The organism is Lysobacter sp. F60174L2 (assembly GCF_052547135.1).
In genome coordinates this window covers 215011-232160 of sequence record NZ_JBQWRA010000001.1, presented here as the reverse complement: position 1 = coordinate 232160, position 17150 = coordinate 215011, and the positions used below count along the sequence as shown (strand labels likewise).

Annotated in this window: 16 protein-coding genes; 5 read left to right on the top strand and 11 right to left on the bottom strand. The window is 67.6% G+C overall.

What is annotated here, in order from left to right; translation table 11 throughout:
- Positions 1–195: 195 nt before the first annotated feature.
- Positions 196–936 (top strand): 2OG-Fe(II) oxygenase, encoded by a 741-nt coding sequence (locus tag ACT9AS_RS01055; RefSeq protein ID WP_445098263.1) that lies wholly within the window; start codon positions 196–198, stop codon positions 934–936.
- A gap of 17 nt (positions 937–953) precedes the next feature.
- Here the strand turns inward: ACT9AS_RS01055 and ACT9AS_RS01050 are convergent, their stop codons facing one another.
- Positions 954–1388: a response regulator gene (locus tag ACT9AS_RS01050; protein WP_445098262.1), complete on the bottom strand. Its 435-nt coding sequence runs from the start codon at positions 1386–1388 to the stop codon at positions 954–956.
- Positions 1388–2551, bottom strand: a complete 1164-nt coding sequence (locus ACT9AS_RS01045) for a PAS domain S-box protein (protein WP_445098261.1) — start codon at positions 2549–2551, stop codon at positions 1388–1390. The genes ACT9AS_RS01050 and ACT9AS_RS01045 overlap by 1 nt, the downstream gene beginning before the upstream one ends.
- A 95-nt stretch (positions 2552–2646) precedes the next feature.
- Here ACT9AS_RS01045 and ACT9AS_RS01040 point away from each other — a divergent pair, with 95 nt between their 5' ends.
- A complete protein-coding gene (locus ACT9AS_RS01040) occupies positions 2647–4488 on the top strand; it encodes an SLC13 family permease (protein WP_445098260.1) in 1842 nt (613 codons plus the stop codon).
- Between the two features lie 204 nt (positions 4489–4692).
- Here ACT9AS_RS01040 and ACT9AS_RS01035 read toward each other — a convergent pair whose 3' ends face one another.
- The gene (locus tag ACT9AS_RS01035; protein ID WP_445098259.1) at positions 4693–5781 is read right to left on the bottom strand and encodes a PA0069 family radical SAM protein; all 1089 of its coding nucleotides are present in this window, start codon (positions 5779–5781) and stop codon (positions 4693–4695) included.
- Between the two features lie 70 nt (positions 5782–5851).
- Here ACT9AS_RS01035 and cls point away from each other — a divergent pair, with 70 nt between their 5' ends.
- From cls to ACT9AS_RS01020, 3 genes are read left to right on the top strand one after another with little or no spacing between them, the layout of a single operon-like run.
- Positions 5852–7288: a cardiolipin synthase gene (gene cls, locus ACT9AS_RS01030; protein WP_445098258.1), complete on the top strand. Its 1437-nt coding sequence runs from the start codon at positions 5852–5854 to the stop codon at positions 7286–7288.
- A 48-nt stretch (positions 7289–7336) separates the two neighbouring features.
- On the top strand, positions 7337–7597 hold the full coding sequence (locus ACT9AS_RS01025) for a hypothetical protein (protein ID WP_445098257.1): 261 nt from the start codon (positions 7337–7339) through the stop codon (positions 7595–7597).
- Between the two features lie 21 nt (positions 7598–7618).
- A complete protein-coding gene (locus ACT9AS_RS01020; protein WP_445098256.1) occupies positions 7619–8416 on the top strand; it encodes a pyridoxine 5'-phosphate synthase in 798 nt (265 codons plus the stop codon).
- A 128-nt stretch (positions 8417–8544) separates the two neighbouring features.
- On the opposite strand, the gene ACT9AS_RS01015 is transcribed toward ACT9AS_RS01020, so the two are convergent.
- From ACT9AS_RS01015 to recF, 8 genes are all read right to left on the bottom strand, one after another.
- Positions 8545–8958: a biopolymer transporter ExbD gene (locus ACT9AS_RS01015; RefSeq protein WP_445098255.1), complete on the bottom strand. Its 414-nt coding sequence runs from the start codon at positions 8956–8958 to the stop codon at positions 8545–8547.
- A 15-nt stretch (positions 8959–8973) separates the two neighbouring features.
- Positions 8974–9399 carry a biopolymer transporter ExbD gene (locus ACT9AS_RS01010; RefSeq protein WP_445098254.1) on the bottom strand — a complete coding sequence of 142 codons (426 nt, stop codon included), beginning with the start codon at positions 9397–9399 and terminating at the stop codon, positions 8974–8976.
- 38 nt (positions 9400–9437) lie between these two features.
- A complete protein-coding gene (locus tag ACT9AS_RS01005) occupies positions 9438–10187 on the bottom strand; it encodes a MotA/TolQ/ExbB proton channel family protein (protein WP_445098253.1) in 750 nt (249 codons plus the stop codon).
- Positions 10188–10282: 95 nt separating this feature from the next.
- Positions 10283–10951 carry a TonB family protein gene (locus ACT9AS_RS01000; protein ID WP_445098252.1) on the bottom strand — a complete coding sequence of 223 codons (669 nt, stop codon included), beginning with the start codon at positions 10949–10951 and terminating at the stop codon, positions 10283–10285.
- Between the two features lie 148 nt (positions 10952–11099).
- The gene (locus tag ACT9AS_RS00995; protein ID WP_445099006.1) at positions 11100–12215 is read right to left on the bottom strand and encodes a tetratricopeptide repeat protein; all 1116 of its coding nucleotides are present in this window, start codon (positions 12213–12215) and stop codon (positions 11100–11102) included.
- 249 nt (positions 12216–12464) lie between these two features.
- Positions 12465–13274 (bottom strand): M48 family metalloprotease, encoded by an 810-nt coding sequence (locus tag ACT9AS_RS00990; protein WP_445098251.1) that lies wholly within the window; start codon positions 13272–13274, stop codon positions 12465–12467.
- 87 nt (positions 13275–13361) lie between these two features.
- Positions 13362–15821 (bottom strand): DNA topoisomerase (ATP-hydrolyzing) subunit B, encoded by a 2460-nt coding sequence (gyrB, locus tag ACT9AS_RS00985; RefSeq protein WP_445098250.1) that lies wholly within the window; start codon positions 15819–15821, stop codon positions 13362–13364.
- 146 nt (positions 15822–15967) lie between these two features.
- A complete protein-coding gene (gene recF, locus ACT9AS_RS00980; RefSeq protein WP_445098249.1) occupies positions 15968–17113 on the bottom strand; it encodes a DNA replication/repair protein RecF in 1146 nt (381 codons plus the stop codon).
- Positions 17114–17150 lie beyond the last annotated feature (37 nt).

Sequence of the window (17150 nt, the reverse complement as noted above, 5' to 3'; positions counted from 1 at the left end):
CAACCCATGGTGGCGCAGACGCGGAACATTCCGCAGCCCCCCGCCAGCCCGTGCGATGCGCAGGCGAAGGAATGACAGGGCCTGCGCGGTGTAACGCAATTGCTACGCCGGCGACGCGACTGCGGTACACCGCACGGGTGAGGCGCGATTGCATGCGAGGATGGCGACGTTCCCGCCGACGCGTCCCCTCGATCCATGTCCCAGCCGACCCTGCTCCAGCCGACTCCGGAAACCTCGGCCAACGGCGACTTCATCGAGGTCAGCGAGGCCGCGCTCGATCCGGCACTGTGCGCGGCCTGGATCCAGCGCTTCCGCGACAACCCCGATGCGCGCCCCGGCCAGGTTGGCGGCGGCGTGTACAGAGACCTCAAGGACAGCCGCGACCTGACCATCAGCGGCCGGCCCGGGTGGCGCGACGTCGAGACCGCGCTAAACACCGCGGTGTTCAAGGCCCTGCTGGGCTACCTGCGGCGTTACCCGCACACCCTGATCGCCCCGTTGATGCTGGAGGTCCCCGATGCCGACGGCCGCCGCCATCGCCTCACGCCCGAGCGGCTGCGCGCGATGGACGACGCCACGCTCGCGCCGGTGGTGCAGACGGTGATGCGACCGGGCGCGATCAATATCCAGGGCTACAGCGGCGGGTGCGGCGGATACCCCTACTGGCATTGCGAGCTGTATCCACGCGATCCCCGCGCCGAGACGCTGCACCGGCACCTGCTGTGGACCGTCTATCTCAACGACGACTTCGAAGCCGGAGAGACCGAGTTCCTCTACCAGCAGCGCAAGGTCGCGCCGCGCACCGGTTCGGTGCTGATCGCGCCGGCGGCGTTCACCCACACCCATCGTGGCAACCGGCCGCTTGGCGGCGACAAGTTCATCGCCACCAGCTGGGTGTTGTTCCAGCGTGCGGAAACCCTGTTCGGCGCCGGATAACCGCGCCCGCTGCGCGCTCAGTTCTCGCGCGGGTGGTTGAGCACCAGCCAGTACAGCCCGACCTGCTTGACCGCCCAGACGAACTGCTCGAAATCGACCGGCTTCTGGATGTAGCTGTTGACGCCGAGCGCGTAGCTGGCCTCGACGTCGAACGGCTCGGTGCTGGTGGTCAACACCACCACCGGCAAGGTGCGGGTGGTCTCGTTGGCGCGCACCGCCTGCAGCACTTCGCGGCCATCGACCTTGGGCAGGTTGAGGTCGAGCAGCACGATCGACGGCAGGTCGTTGGGGTCGCGACCGGCGTGCCGCCCCTGGGCGAAGAGGTAATCCAGCGCCTCGGCGCCGTCGCCGACCACCACCAGGCGGTTGGCGATCTTGGCCTCGTCGAACGCGAGCCGGGTCAGCTCGACGTCGTCGGGGTTGTCTTCGACCAGCAGGATTTCCTTGTGCATCACGGGACAGTGTCCGTCGCTGTTGACTCGGTGCGCGTGGATGATCCGTCGACGGCCGGCAAGTCGAGGTGAAAGGTGCTGCCGACGTCCGGCTCCGATTCAGCGCGCAAGTATCCACGATGCCGCTCGGCGATGCGCTGCGCAACCGCCAGGCCGAGGCCGTGGCCGCCGCCCTCGTCGGGCCCGTGAAGCCGCTGGAACGGCTGGAACAGCTTGTGTGCATAACGCATGTCGAAACCGCTGCCGTTGTCGCGCACGTAAAGGCGCGAGCCCCGCGCGTCGCTGTCGCCACCGACTTCTATGGTCGCCTCGCCGCGCCCGCGCGTGAACTTCCAGGCGTTGTGCAGCAGTTGCCCGAGCAGCAGCTTGAGCAGGCGTTCGTCGCCATGGGCCACCAGTCCCGGCTGTACCTGCATCCGCACCGTGCGCTCCGGTTCGGCCTCCTGCAACTCGGCAAGCACCCAGTCCGCCAGCAGGCTCAGATCGACCGGGCCGGGCTTGAGTTCGGTGCGGGTGGCGTGCGACAGGTCGGCCAGCGCGGCCAGCAGGCTGCTCATGCGCGAGGCGGCGTTGCGGATGCGTTCCAGGTAGTCGCGACCGGTTTCGTCGAGCTGCTCGCCGGCGCGCTTGGCCAGCAGGCCCGAGAAGCTCTCGATCGAGCGCAACGGCGCACGCAGGTCATGGGCGACCGAGTCGGCGAACATCTGCAACTGGCGCTCGGAGGCATCCGCGGCATCGGCACGGGCGTCGACATTGGCGCGCAACACCGCTTCGGCCTCGCGCTCGGCGCTGATGTCGCGCACCTGCACCAGCAGTTGCAGCGGCGCGCCGGCGGCATCGCGAACCACCGCGACGTTGGCATGTGCCCACAAAGTCCTGCCATCGCGGTGCAGGTAGCGCTTGGGCGCGTCGATGAATTCGATCCGGCCGGCCACGAGGTCGTCGAGCGCCTGTCGCGACCGCTCGACGTCGTCGGGATGGGTGAAATCGGCGGCGGCACGGCCGACCAGCTCTTCGGCGCTGTAACCGAACATGCGTTCGAACGCCGGATTGACCTCGACCCAGCGGCGATCCATGTCCACGATCGCCATGCCGATCCCGGAGGCGGCCATGGCCAACCGGAAGTAATCGTCTCCAGGTTGGTGGACGGGAACTGGGGGCATTGCGGACGCGCCGGGTTTGGGTCCAAGTCTAGCGGTTGTCGCCGTGACGGGGCAGTGGATGCAAATCGCGCGCGGTTCCATTGCACAATGCCCGCATGCAGCTGCCCCACCTGCTCCAGCAGATCACGTTCGACCAGATCACGTTCCTGTTGATCCTGGCCGGCGCGCTGTATCTGTTCATCAGCGAGCGGCTGCGGATCGACGTGTCGGCGATGGTGGTGCTGCTGGCGATGGTGATCGCCGGGGTGCTGGACCCGGACCAGGCGCTGTCGGGCTTCGCCAGCGAACCGGCGATCATCGTGGCTGCGGTGTTCGTGATCTCCGGCGGGCTGGCCGCGACCGGCATCACCGAACACATCGGCCAGTGGATCGGACGCGCGTCGGGCAGGAGCGAGGGGCGGGCGATCGCGGTGACGATGCCGGCGGTCGCGGCGATGGCGTCGTTCACCCACCACGTGATGGTGACGGCGATGATGCTGCCGATCCTGACCCGCTTCGCGAAGAAGAACGGGCTGTCAGCCTCGCGGCTGCTGATGCCGATGTCGCTGGCGGCGTCGCTCGGCACCTGCCTGACCCTGGTCAGCGCGCCGGCGTTCCTGCTGGCCAACAACCTGCTGGAGCGTACTGGCGCCGAAGGTCTCGGGATCTTCTCGATCACCCCGATCGGCATCGCGCTGGTGGTGCTGGGCATCGTCTACATGCTGCTGGCGCGATGGATCCTGCCCAAGCGCAGCGGCACGTCCGGCGACGACGAGTACATGCGGCTGGACCGCTACCGGACCGAACTGGTGGTGCCCGAAGGCTCGCGCTGGAGCACCCGGCCGCTGGCCGAATTGCAGAAGGCACTGGGCGACAAGTTCCGCATGATCGGCTGGCTGCGCGACGGCCGCATGCGGCCCGACCTTGGCCCGAGCAGTCCGCTGATCAGCGGCGACGTGTTGCTGGTGGAGGCCTCGGCGGACGCGCTGGCCTCGCTGCACGACGACACCGGGCTGGAGCTGTACCCGATCGCCAAGTTCGGCGCCCGCACCGGCGAGGACACCGACGGCGACGGCGACTATCAGCTGGTGCAGGCGGTGGTCGCGCCGGGTTCGGAATTCATCGGCCGCAGCATTCGCGAGATCGATTTTTCGCGCCAGTTCAAGGCGGTGATCGCCGGGCTGTGGCGGCGTGGCGCGGCGATGACTCCGCGGCTGGCCGATGCGCGCCTGCGCGAGGGCGACCTGCTGGTGCTGTGGGGCAAGCCGGAGCGCTTCGCCGAACTGGCCACCCACCACGGCTTCCTGATGCTGGTGCCGTTCTCCGGCGAAGCCAAGCGCCGCGTGCGCGCACCGCTGGCGCTGGCGATCCTCGGGTTGACCATCATCGCCGCGGTGACCGAATGGCTGCCGGTGCCGCTGGCCTTCATGCTGGGCGCGGTCGCGATCATCGCCACCCGCTGCGTCGACATCGGCCAAGCCTACCGCGAGATCGACGTGCGGGTGTTCGTGATGATCGCCGGGGTGATCCCTCTCGGGATCGCGATGGAGCAGACCGGCACCGCGCAACTGCTGGCGCTGGGCCTGCGCGAGGTGGTGGCCGGCTGGCCGGTGCTGGCGGTGTTGCTGGTGCTGTTCACGATGGCCGCATTGCTGACCCAGATCCTGTCGGACTCGGCGACCACGGTGCTGCTGGGACCGATCGCGGTCGAGCTGGCGCAATCGCTGGGGCTGGCGCCGACACCGTTCGTGGTGTGCACCGCGCTGGGCGCGGTGGTCGCGTTCCTGACCCCGATCGGCCACCACGGCAACCTGCTGATCCTCGGGCCGGGGCAGTACCGCTTCGGCGACTTCGTGCGGGTCGGCGTGCCGCTGACGGTTATGGTCGCCTTCGTGTGTGCGTGGATGACGCGCTGGTTGTGGCTTGGCGGGCCGTTGCTGCCGGGGTTTGGGGGTTGAAGTGGATGGGGCTGTCTTCCACCGCGCCGCGACACACCCGCTTTTTGCTTTTTGTAGGAGCGACGTAAGTCGCGAATGCACGGCGATTCCGGGTAGCAGTGAAATCGCGACTTACGTCGCTCCTACAGATCGCTCCTGCAGAACCGGGCGACCTGAGGTTCGACGAGCCACTGGATTCCCGCCCCCCCGCGTCCTGCGTCACCCTCAGAACAACTCACCCTGCGGCGACGGCGCTCTTGGCGCGACGAACCTGGAGCTGTCCAGCGGCGGCAACCGGCCAAACCCGAGTCGCTTGTGGGCCTTGGCGAACCGCTGCGCGATCAGATCCGCGAAGGGTCCCTCGCCGCGCATGCGCCGACCGAATGCGGCGTCGTAATCCCTGCCGCCGTGCATCTGCCGCAGCAGGCTCATGACATGCGTGGCGCGTTCCGGGTAGTGAAGTTCCAGCCATTCGCGCCACACCTGCTTGAGCTCGTGCGGCAGCCGCAGCAGCACGTAGCCGGCGGCGCGGGCGCCATGTGCGTGCGCGGCCTCCAGGATGCGTTCCAGTTCGCTGTCGGTGATCATCGGCACCACCGGGGCGACCATCACCCCGACCGGCACGCCTGCATCGGCCAGCGCCCGCATTGCCCGCAACTTCGCGTGCGGAGCCGAAGCCCGCGGCTCCATCCGCGACGCCAGCCGGTTGTCCAGCGTGGTGATCGAGAAGTACACGCTGACCAGCCGGTCGCGCGCCATCGACGACAACAGGTCGATGTCGCGCTCGATCATCGCGCCCTTGGTGACGAAGCTGACCGGATGCCGACATTCGGCCAGCAATTCGAGCAGTCCGCGGGTGATCGCATAGCGCCGTTCGATCGGCTGGTAGGCATCGGTGTTGATGCCCAGCGCGATCGGCGACGGCCGGTAGCCGCGTCGCGCCAGCTCCACCCGCAGGCGCTCGACCGCGTTGGTCTTGGCGAACAGCCGGGTCTCGAAATCCAGCCCCGGCGACAGCTCCAGGTACGCATGCGATGGTCGCGCGAAGCAGTAGACGCAACCGTGCTCGCAGCCCCGATACGGATTGATCGACTGGCTGAAGCCGACGTCCGGCGAATCGTTGCGGCTGACCACGCTGCGCGCGCGCTCCTCGGTGACCTCGGTCTTCGGTCGCGGCGCCTCGGCGAGGTCCTCGTAGACCGAACCCCAGCCGTCGTCGACGCCGACCGCTTCGGTCACCGCATAGCGTCCGCTCACGTACGAGGCCGCGCCGCGACCCTTGATCGGCGCCTGGGCTTTGCGGGCATCATCCATGGGCTTAGCCTAGGACGACCGCGTCGCATCGCAAGCGACCGCCACTGAATCATTCAGGGACTTCCGCCGCATGCCCGACGTGCTGTTCGACCTGTGGCACCGCCTTGTCTCGATCGGCCATCTCGGCGCCTACCTGGCCGTGGGCTGGGCCGCCTACGTGGTGTGGCTGGGCCTGTGGATCGCGCTGCAGAAACGGGCGCCGGCCGCCACCCTGAGCTGGTTGATCAGCCTGGCCGCCCTGCCCTACATCGGCTTCCTGGTCTACTACTTCTTCGGGCCGCAGCGGATCAGGCGGCAGCGGCTGCGCCGGGTGCGCGCCCGGGCACGGTTGCCGGCACCGCCCGCCGGGCTGGAGCCCAGCGCCGAGGCGATCGAGCTGGCGCGGGTGGCGCAGGCGACCACCGGCCTGCCTCCAGGCACCGCCACCCGGGCGCAGCTGCTGATCGACGGCGCCGCGACCTACGACGCCCTGCTTGCCGCGGTGGCGAACGCGCGCGAGCACGTGCACCTGGAGTACTACATCTACCTCCCGGATCGCACCGGCACCGCGTTGCGCGACGCGCTGGTCGAGCGCGCCCGCGCCGGGGTCGAGGTCCGGTTGCTGATCGACGCGGTCGGCTCGGGCAAGGTCTCGCGCCGCTTCCTGCAACCGCTGCTGGATGCCGGCGGCGAAGTGGCGTGGTTCCACCCGATGCGCCTGCGCTGGTTCTGGAAGCGGCCATGGCTGAACCTGCGCAGCCACCGCAAGATCATGGTGGTCGACGGCAGCGTCGGCTTCACCGGCGGCATCAACATCACCGATGCGCAGGACGAGCGTCTGCGCGACGATGCCTACCGCGACCTGCACGTGCGGCTGGAGGGCGACATCGTCCGCTCGCTGCAACTGGTGTTCGTCGAGGACTGGACCTATGCCACCGGCCAGCCACCGCTGCGCCTGCCGGTGCCCCCGCCACAGCCGGGCCCGGTCGCTGCACAGGTGCTGGTCTCGGGACCGGATTCACCGTGGGAGGCGATCCACCGGCTGCATGTCGGCGCGATCCATGCCGCCCGCGAGCGCGTGTGGCTGGTCACCCCGTACTTCGTCCCCGGCGAGGCGGCGATGATGTCGCTGACCTCGGCCGCGCTGGGCGGGCTCGACGTGCGCCTGCTGGTGCCGAAGCTCAGCGACAGCCTGCTGGTGACCTACGCCGCGCGTTCGTATTTCGACGACCTGCTCGCCGCCGGCGTGCGCATCTACGAATACGGCCCGCGCCTGCTGCACACCAAGGCGCTCCTGTGCGACGACGACCTGGCGATCGTCGGCAGCGCCAATTTCGACAATCGCAGTTTCCGGCTCAACTTCGAGGTGTCGGTGCTGTTCCGCGACCTCGACGTGGTGGAGGATCTTGGCGCATTGATCGAACACGAGTGCGGCCACTCCGTGCGCGTCCGCGACGACCGCGACCGGCCGCTGTGGCGCACCCGCGTGCCGGAGGCGCTGGCGCGGCTGGTATCGCCGTTGTTGTGACGCCGCCGGCCCCGCTACACTTCCGCTGCCCGCCCCATGGAGCGTCCCATGCCCTGGTTGCTGTTCCTGCTCGCCGTGGTCGCCCTGGTGATCGCGTTGACCACCACCTCGGTGGCCTTGCTGTCCGTCTGCCTGGTCGGCGCCCTGGTGCTGACCCTGATGGGCGTGATGCAGTTGCTGGCGCGTCGGATCGACCGCCGCAGCGGCGGTGACGGCCCCATGCTCGATCCACTGGAACTGCAGCAGCTGCGGGCGCAGGCCGAAGCGCGCAGGGCCGCCGCCAGCCAGGCCGGGTCCGAGCCGGGCTGAGCCGCGTCCGATCCCGTCGCCATGACCGTCCTGAGCGTCAACGTCAACAAGATCGCGGTGCTGCGCAACTCCCGCGGCGGCAACATGCCGGACGTGGTGGATGCCGCCCGTACCTGCCTCGATGCCGGCGCCCACGGCATCACCGTGCATCCACGGCCGGACGCACGCCATATCCGCGCCGACGACGTGGTGGCACTGGCTGGCCTGACCCGCGAGCGCGGCGTCGAGTTCAACCTCGAGGGCAACCCGTTTGCGCCGCCGCGGCCCGGATACCCGGGTTTCATTGCGTTGTGCGAACAGGTGCGGCCGGCGCAGGCCACCCTGGTGCCCGATGGCGACGGCCAGCTCACGTCCGACCACGGTTTCGATTTCCGGCGGGACGGGACGCAGCTGCGTCCGCTGGTGGCGCGGCTGCATGAGCTCGGTTGCCGGGTGAGCCTGTTCGCCGACGCCCATGTCGAGCCGGATGCGGCTGCCGTCGAGGCCGCCGCCGACACCGGTGCCGACCGCATCGAGCTGTACACCGGGCCCTACGCCGACGCCTTTGCCACCGGTTCCGCGGCGCAGATGCTCGAGCGTTTCGGCGAGATCGCCCGGCGTGCGCAGGCGGCCGGACTGGGCGTCAATGCCGGACACGATCTCAGCCAGGCCAACCTCGGTGCCTTCCTGCAGGCGGTACCCGGGACGCTCGAGGTGTCGATCGGTCACGCCCTGATCGGCGAGGCCCTGCATGACGGGCTGGCCGCGACGGTCCGCGGCTACCTGGCAATCCTCGGGCGGGCGGGCGAAGTCCCAGCGGGATCACCTGCGGGTCACTGACCGCCGGCGGTGCCCTCAGGCGGCATCTGTCGACGGGACAGGAAAAACCCCGGACACAAAAAAACGCCGCCCGAAGGCGGCGTTCCAATTCCACGATAACCATCTGTGTAGCTGGTGCGTGTACTGCGTCAGTCGTTCTCGACGAACCCGATCTTCTTCATGTCGGCGTTCTTGGCATGTGCCAGCACCTTCGCCAGGATCCCGTAATCGGCATCCGCGTTGGTGTCGATCTCGAGCTGCGGCTGGTTGGTCGGGTCACGCTGGACCGTTTCGCGCATCATGTTCTCGATCGTCGAAATCGGGTACGGCGAGTCGTTCCAGAAGATCTGGCCCGCCGCGTCGATACGCAACCTGATCGGCGGTGGCGGCTCGGTCAGCGGCGGCGGCGCGGTCGTGCGCTGCGGCAGGTTGACCTCGATCGGGTACGAGGCGATCGGCGCGGTCACCATGAAGATGATCAGCAACACCAGCATGACGTCGACCAGCGGCGTCACGTTGATGTCGGCCATCGCACCGCCGCTGGAGTTGGAACTGAAAGCCATGTTCGGGTCTCCGGACTAGTTGGAGCGATCCTTGATCGCGACGAAACCAACCTTGCGCATGCCCTGCTTCTGGGCGATATCGACCACTTCCCTGACGGTGCGGTACTTGGTGGTTTTGTCGCCGCGAACATTGATCTGCGGCTGGGGCGTCTTCTGCGCTTCGACCGACAGGCGGCTTTCGAGCAGTTGCGTGGTCACCGGTTCGTCGTTCCAGTACACCTTGCCGTCCTGGGTGATCGCCAGGGTGATCGGCGGCACCTCCGGGGCCAGCTGGTCCCGGGTATCCAGATTGGCTTCCGGCAACTCGACCTGTACTTTGTGCGACATCAACGGCGCGGTGATCATGAAGATGATCAGCAGCACCAGCATCACGTCGACCAGCGGCGTGACGTTGATTTCGGCCATGGGGCCGCCGCTTTCGTTGCCTGAACTGAAGGCCATAACCGAACTCCGACTCTAAGCTTGGGTGACGACGCCGATCAGCGCTTGGCAGCCTGCTCGCCGACGCGCGAACCGGTCGCGAAGAAGTCGTGCAGGTCGTGGGCGAAGGTATCGAACTTGCTGTTGGTCAGGCGGTTGGTGCGGTTGAAGAAGTTGTAGGCCAACACCGCCGGGATCGCCACGAACAGACCGGCCGCGGTCATGATCAGGGCCTCGCCGACCGGACCGGCGACCGCGTCGATCGACGCGTTGCCGCTGATGCCGATGCGGATCAGGGCGTTGTAGATGCCCCAGACGGTACCGAGCAGGCCGACGAACGGCGCGGTCGCACCGACGGTGGCGAGCAGGGTCATGCCGCTTTCGAGGCGCATCGACTCGCGGGTGACGGCCTGGCGCAGGGCGCGGTCGACGAACTCGGAGCGGTTCAGCGACTCGACCAGACGCGAACCTTCGTTGCGCTGGTGGTGGGCGGCGGCCTGGGCCGCGTCAAGCGCGATCTTGGAGAACGGCTCGCTGCGCTTCTGCTCTTCCATGTAGCGAATCGCGTCCTGCGCGTTGGAGGTCTCCCAGAACGTGCTCATCACGCGCTCGGAACTGGCGCGCAGGCGCATGTTCTTGATGAAGTTGATCACGATCCAGTAAACCGACAGGACCGAGAAGATCAGCAGGGTAATGGCCACGATCCATGCCATCAGATCGAAGTTCTGGATCATGTGACCGAAGCTCATTTGCTCGAATGCTGCGGCGTTGTTGCCTCCAGCAGCAGCAGTGGTGGTTTCCTGAAGCATGATGCTTACCTATGGATGTCGTGGAAGAAAAGGGACAACTAGTACAGCAACTGTGACTCGACCGGGGCCGTATCCGTGTGAATCGGGTACGGCCGTCAGTTGAGGTTGAAATCGACCGGGACGCGGACCCGGCTTGCAACGGCGACGCCATTCTCGACCTGCGGGTTGAACGCCCACTTGCGTGCGGCCTCGACCGCGGCGCGATCCAGGTCGCGGTTGCGACTGGACTTCTCGACTTCAATGTCGATGACGTTGCCCTGGGCATCGATGCTGATCACGAGGATCACCGTGCCTTCGATCTGTGCCCGCAGTGCGCTCGGCGGATAGCGCGGTGGGTTGCGCGACCTCGACGAGGGATCGACCGAGCCGAGCGTGTTCTGCGGCGCCGGCGGCGCCGGGGGCGCCGGCGGCGGGGCGGGCACGTCGACCGGGCTCGGATCGTCGAACACGACCGGCGGCGGATCGGGCGGCGGCGGCAGCGGGGACGGCTTGGGCGGCGACAGCTCCTTGGGCGGAGTGATCGGCTTCGGCGGTTCCGGCGGCGGCGGCGGCGGCGGCGGTGGCGGCGGTGGCGGCTTGATGATGTTCACCAAGGTCACCTCTTCTTCCGCCTTGTCCGTCTGTGGCGGAGCCATCGGCGCGAGCAGCAGCAGCAACACCGCTCCATGCACGGCGAGCGCCATGGTCATACCGGCGATACGCGGCCAGTTCAACCCTTCGCGGTCGTCTACTTTCTTAGCGTGGTTTTCCAAGTCTTGCGTCATTGCGCCGTCAGCTCGCGGAAGGGGGCCGGACGCCGTTGGCGCCGCGGGCCGTTTCTGGCTCCTGCGCCTTTACGGCCGCGGGAACCTCCTAGGATATACCAAACTCCGCCTCTGGTTCCAAGCGGACTCTGGGAATTTCGTGATGCCGTTAACTCCCCGGCAACGCGATGATGGAGTTGGCCTGCTCCGGCTTCTTGACGCCCTTGGCAAGCGCCTGCCTGGCGGCAGCCTGCGCCTCGGCGGTGCGTCCCTCGTTCACCAGCACCTTGGCGAGGTTGAGGTAGGTCTCGCCATCGTCATCGAGCGGGGCGGCCTTCTGGTAGGCCTCGATCGCCGGTCCGGGCTGGCCGGAGAAATAGTACCCCTGTGCGAGCGCGACATAGGTGTTGTAGTCGGGCTTGAGGATGCCTTTCTGCAGCCCCTCCTCGATCACCTCGATGGCCTGCTTCTCGTGGCCTTCCAGGTTGATGTAGGTCGCGTACAGCTGCTGGTACTCGGCCGCTTCGGTCAGCTGGCCGCCGGTGCGCAGCTTCTCCAGCACCGCGGTCGCCTTGTCGGTCATGCCGGCCTGCTGGTAGACGATCGCCAGGTTCATCTGCGCACGCTTGTCGTCGGGCTTGGCCGCGGCGACCTTCTCGGCCATCACCACCGCTTCGTCGCCCTGGCCGCCCTCGGCGTAGGCCTGCATCAGCAGGGCCTGCCATTCCGGCTTGGGATCGGTGCTGGCGTCGATCGCCTGCTTCATCACCGTCGCAGCCTCGGGGTAGCGCTTCATCAGGTACAGCGCCTGGCCCTTCATCATCAGATGCTGGGGCTGCTGGCTCCTGGTCTCGTTGAAGAAGCGCTCGTAGGTCGCCAGCGAGGCCTCCGGCTGCCCGGCGGCCTGCTGCAGCTGGGCGAGGTTCAGCATGACGTTGTAGTGGGCCGCGTTGTCGAGGCCGTCGAGCTCGATCGCCTGCTGGTAGTACTTGACCGCGGTGGCGGTGTCGCCGGCGTCATAGGCGACCTGCGCGGCGATCTGCGCGGCATAGGCCTGCTCGAAGGCGTTGGCGCCGTTGGCCGCAATGATCTCGTCGGCGATGACGCGTGCTTCGGCGCCCTTCTGGCCCTCGTACAGCTTCATCATTTTCTCGAGCTTGTTCGCGGTCCGGCCAGAGGCACGCAGGCCCGGGGCCTTGCGGGTGGCGTCAGGATAGAGCGCGTCGTCAGCGAAGCCGTCCTTGCGTCCCTGGTCGCGCTGCAGTTCGCGGGACTGTTGGGCCATTCCCTGGGCGCGGGCGGCCTTGCCCGCCTCGAGGCCCGTCTGGGCCGCGGCGGGCGCGGCCAGTACCAGCAGGGCCGAAAGTACGCTGGCATTCCTCAGGCAGTTGCGGGCCATGGACGTATTCATCTGGGTTCCTCGTATCTGCCGCCTCGTGAACCGAAGAGGGCGACGATGCGTAAAAGGGGCGATCACGCTACCAGAAAAAGATCACGTCACGGAAGCGTGTCCCTGGCACTCGCCAGATTGTGGCTAGTCGCAGTCCGGCGTTCGACCCGCTGCGCGCGCCTGCTCGTAGGTGGGCAACAGGCCACCGGCGCGGGCACGCAACTCGGCGATGCGGGACTGCGGATCGGGGTGGGTCGACAGCCATTCCGGTGCGCGGCTGCCACTGCTCGCGCCGATCATGTTCTGCCACAGGTCGACCGCCTGGCGCGGGTCGAAGCCGGCCTGGGCCATCAGCCGCTGGCCGACCACGTCGGCCTCGCTTTCCTGCACGCGGTTGTTGGGCAGCAGGAAGGCGGCCTGCACGGCGGCGCCACCGAGTTGCTGGGTGGCCTGGGCGGCGCCCGAGCCGTATTGCGAACCGACCAGCGCGCCGATGATGCCGAGGCCGGCCTGCGCGCCCGTCTGGCGGGTGACGCGTTCGTCGTGGTGGTGGGCGATCACGTGCCCGATTTCATGGGCGATGACCGCGGCCAACTGGTCCTGGTTGCGCGCGACCTTGAAGATGCCGGTGTAGACGCCGACCTTGCCGCCGGGCAGGGCGAAGGCATTGGGCGAGTCGTTGTTGAACAACGCCACCTCCCACTGCGCCTGGCTGCCGGCGGGCAGCTGGCGCGTGATCGTGTTGACCACGCAGCGCACGTAGGCGGTCTGGCCGGGGTTGTTGCTCTGCGGCAGCTTGGCCTTGTACTCGGCGAACGCTTCCGCGCCCATCTGGTTCAACTGCTGTTGCGGCACCGCCCCGACGCGTTGGGTGCGCCCCGTCGGCGAGGTGGTGGTGGCGCACGCGGCGACGACGGTCGCGATCGCCAGGCCAAGCAGCAGTCGTCGTTTCATGGGTGTTCCCTGTTCCATTCCGGTGGTTCCGGGGGTTCGAGTTGTATGCCGCCCCGGATGAACAGGCCGTCAAAAGCGGCCGGGGGACTAGATATCGAGGTTGGAGACCTTCAACGCGTTGTCCTCGATGAACTCGCGGCGCGGCTCGACCACGTCGCCCATCAGGCAGCTGAAGATCTGGTCGGCGGCGACCGCGTCCTCGATCTTGACCTGCAACAGGCGACGGGTTTCCGGATTGACCGTGGTGTCCCACAGCTGCTCGGGGTTCATCTCGCCCAGGCCCTTGAAGCGCTGGATCTGGCGACCCTTCTTGGCTTCCTCGAGCAGCCAGGCCTGGGCCTCGGCGAAGCTCTCGACCGCTTGTTCGCGGTTGCCGCGGATGATCCGCGCGCCATCGCGCACCAGGCCGTGCAGCAGCGAGGCGGCCTCGCGCAGCGGACGCAGGTCGCCGCCCTCGAACGCCGCCAGCGGCAGCACCTGCAGCAACTCTTCGCCCATGTGCGTGCGCCGTACCAGCAGCGCCGCCGGATGGGCTTCGGTCCCCGGCTGCAGGCTCACCGCGTAGCGCGGCTTGCCGAGCCCGCTGCGGTTGAGCCGCTTCTCCAGCGCTTCGAGTTCGTGGCGCTCGTCGGTATTGCTCGCCAGGTGCTCCGCATCGAGCGGGGTGAAATCGATCAGCGATTCCAGCACGAGCGGGTCGTAGCGATGGGCATTGCGAGCAATGGTCTCGCGCGCGCCGGCATAGGCCAGCAGCAGCTTTTCCAGTGCCTCGCCGGTGATCGGCGGTTCGCCGTCGGCCGGCACCAGCGAAGCGCCCTCGACCGCGTTGCCGGCCAGGTAGGCGTCGAGCGCGGCATCGTCCTTGAGGTAGATCTCGTTCTTGCCCTGCTTGATCTTGTACAGCGGCGGCAGGCCGATGTAGATGTGGCCGCGCTCCAGCAGTTCCGGCATCTGCCGGTAGAAGAAGGTCAGCAGCAGGGTGCGGATGTGGCTGCCGTCGACGTCGGCGTCGGTCATGATGATGACGCGGTGGTAGCGCAGCTTGTCGGGGTTGTACTCGTCCTTGCCGATGCCGGTGCCGAGCGCGGTGATCAGGGTGCCGACCTCGGCCGACGACAGCATACGGTCGAAGCGGGCACGCTCGACGTTGAGGATCTTGCCCCTCAGCGGCAGCACCGCCTGGTTCTTGCGGTTGCGACCCTGCTTGGCCGAGCCGCCGGCGGAGTCGCCCTCGACGATGAACAGCTCGGACTTGGCCGGGTCCTTCTCCTGGCAGTCGGCTAGCTTGCCGGGCAGGCCGGCGATGTCGAGCGCACCCTTGCGGCGGGTCAGGTCGCGGGCCTTGCGGGCGGCCTCGCGGGCGCGCGCGGCATCGACGATCTTGCCGGCGATGGCCTTGGCTTCATTGGGGTGTTCCTGCAGGAACTCCTCCAAACGTGCGCCGAACGTGTGCTCAACAACGGGTCTCACATCGGATGAGACGAGTTTTTCCTTGGTCTGGCTGGAGAAACTCGGGTCCGGCACCTTGACCGACAGCACCGCGATCATGCCTTCGCGCATGTCGTCGCCGGACAGGTTGACCTTGGCCTGCTTGGCGATGCCGTTCTGCTCGATGTAGTTGGTCAGGGTGCGGGTGAGGGCGGCGCGGAAGCCGATCAGGTGGGTGCCGCCGTCCTTCTGCGGGATGTTGTTGGTGAAGCAGAACATCGTTTCCTGGTAGGCGTCGGTCCACTGGATCGCGACGTCGACGGTGATGCCGTTCTGCTCGCCGGTCACCGAGATCACGTTCGGGTGCAGGGGGGTCTTGAGCTGGGCGAGGTGCTCGACAAACGAGGCGATGCCGCCTTCGTACTGGAACACGTCGCGGCGGCCTTCGCCGCGCTCGTCGGCGAGGACGATCCGGACCCCGGAATTGAGGAACGAGAGCTCACGCAAGCGCTTGGCGAGGACGTCGTAGTGGAACTGAACGTCGGTGAAGATCTCCGCCGCCGGCTTGAAGCGCAGCAGGGTGCCGCGCTTTTCCGAGGCCTCCAGCTGCTTGAGCGGGTACAGCGGCTCGCCCAGCGAGTATTCCTGGCGGTAGTGGTAGCCGTCGCGCCAGATATCGAGCCACAGGTGCTCGGACAGCGCGTTGACCACCGACACGCCGACGCCGTGCAGGCCGCCGGAGACCTTGTAGCTGTTGTCGTCGAACTTGCCGCCGGCGTGCAGCACGGTGAGGATGACCTCGGCCGCGGAGACGTTCTCTTCCTTGTGGATGTCGACCGGGATGCCGCGGCCGTTGTCGGAGACGCCGACCGAACCGTCCTCGTGCAGGGTCACGATGACCTCGTTGGCGTGGCCGGCGAGGGCCTCGTCGATCGAGTTGTCGACCACCTCGAACACCATGTGGTGCAGGCCGGTGCCGTCGTGGACGTCGCCGATGTACATGCCCGGGCGCTTGCGCACGGCCTCGAGCCCGCGCAGCACGGTGATCCGGCTGGAGTCATAGGCTTGCGTGGGAACGGGGGCGTCGGTCGGCGAGGGGTCTTGCTCGATCTGGGTCATTGCGCAGCAGGCTCCGACGACGCGGCCGCAGGGTGCGCGGCGGCGTCGAAACTCGTTGAATACATGTGGGTCCGAGTATAGCGGACGGGGGTCGGGACCGCTTGTGCACTGCCTTGTTTCCCGAGGTTCCACGTGGAACCTGCCGATCAGCGGACCTGCTGGATCTGCCCCTGTTCCACGTGGAACAACGAAGAGGCGACATCAGGACCATCAAGCATTGCGGGCGCTTCGGTACCGGTCACGAAAACCTGCGCTGGGCTCGCCGCCAGCCATCGAAGGACCCGGGCCTGGTGCTTTCGGTCCAGTTCGGAAGCAAGGTCGTCGAAGCCGATTATGGGCCACTCTCCACGGCTGGCTGCGTGGAATTCAGCCTGGGCGAGCAGGGCAACGAGGGCCGTCAACTTGGCTTGGCCCCGGGACAGCGCCTCGCGGCCCGGCAACGAGGAAAAGCCGGTTCGCCAATCCGCCCGGTGCGGCCCGACGGAGGTGAACCCGGACTGCAGGTCACGTTGACGGGACAGGAGCAGGGCATCGGCCAACGACAGCTCGTCGCGCCGCCAACCGGGGTGATAGTGCAATTGCAGTTGCCCCAGGGTCGGCGCCAGCTCGGCGGCCAGACGCGAGAATCCGGGCTGCAGAGATTCCAGGTATTGCTGACGATGGCGCCCCAACGGTTCGCCGGCTTCCGCCAGTTCGCGGTCCCAGGCATCGAGCTGGCTGTCGCCCGCGCGTGCCTTCAGCAGCGCGTTTCGCTGCTTCAGCGCGCGGGAGTAGCGGCGCCACAGGGCCAGAAAGGCCGGTTCCACGTGGAACAAACCCCAGTCCAGATAGCGCCTGCGAACCTCGCCCGGGCCGCTGACCAGCGCGTGGCTGCCGGGCTCGAATGTCACCATCGCCAGCGCCGCGCAGAGTTCCCCCAGTTGCGCCACCGGCGAACCGTCCAGCCGACCTTCCCAGTCGCGACCGGCATGACGCAGACCCGCCTTGCGCGTGCGCTGACTGTCCTCTGCGCCCGGCGGCTGCGTGGATCCGGAGCGGGGAGGGTCCCCGGCTGTTCCCGCGCGTTCACGCCATTCGACAAACACTTCCAGCGCCGGTGCCCCGTGTCGCACCAGCCCGTCGCCGACCCGGCCCCGGAAACTGCGGCCGTAGGCCATGAGATGCAGCGCTTCCAGCACGCTGGTCTTGCCGGCGCCGTTGTCGCCCACAAGGACATTGAGGCCGGGAGTGGGGCTGAGCTGCACCTGATCGAAACGGCGCAAGTAGCGGATATCCAGCCGGGTCACCTGCATGGCGGCGTCCCGTCCACGACAGCAACCGGACGCCCCA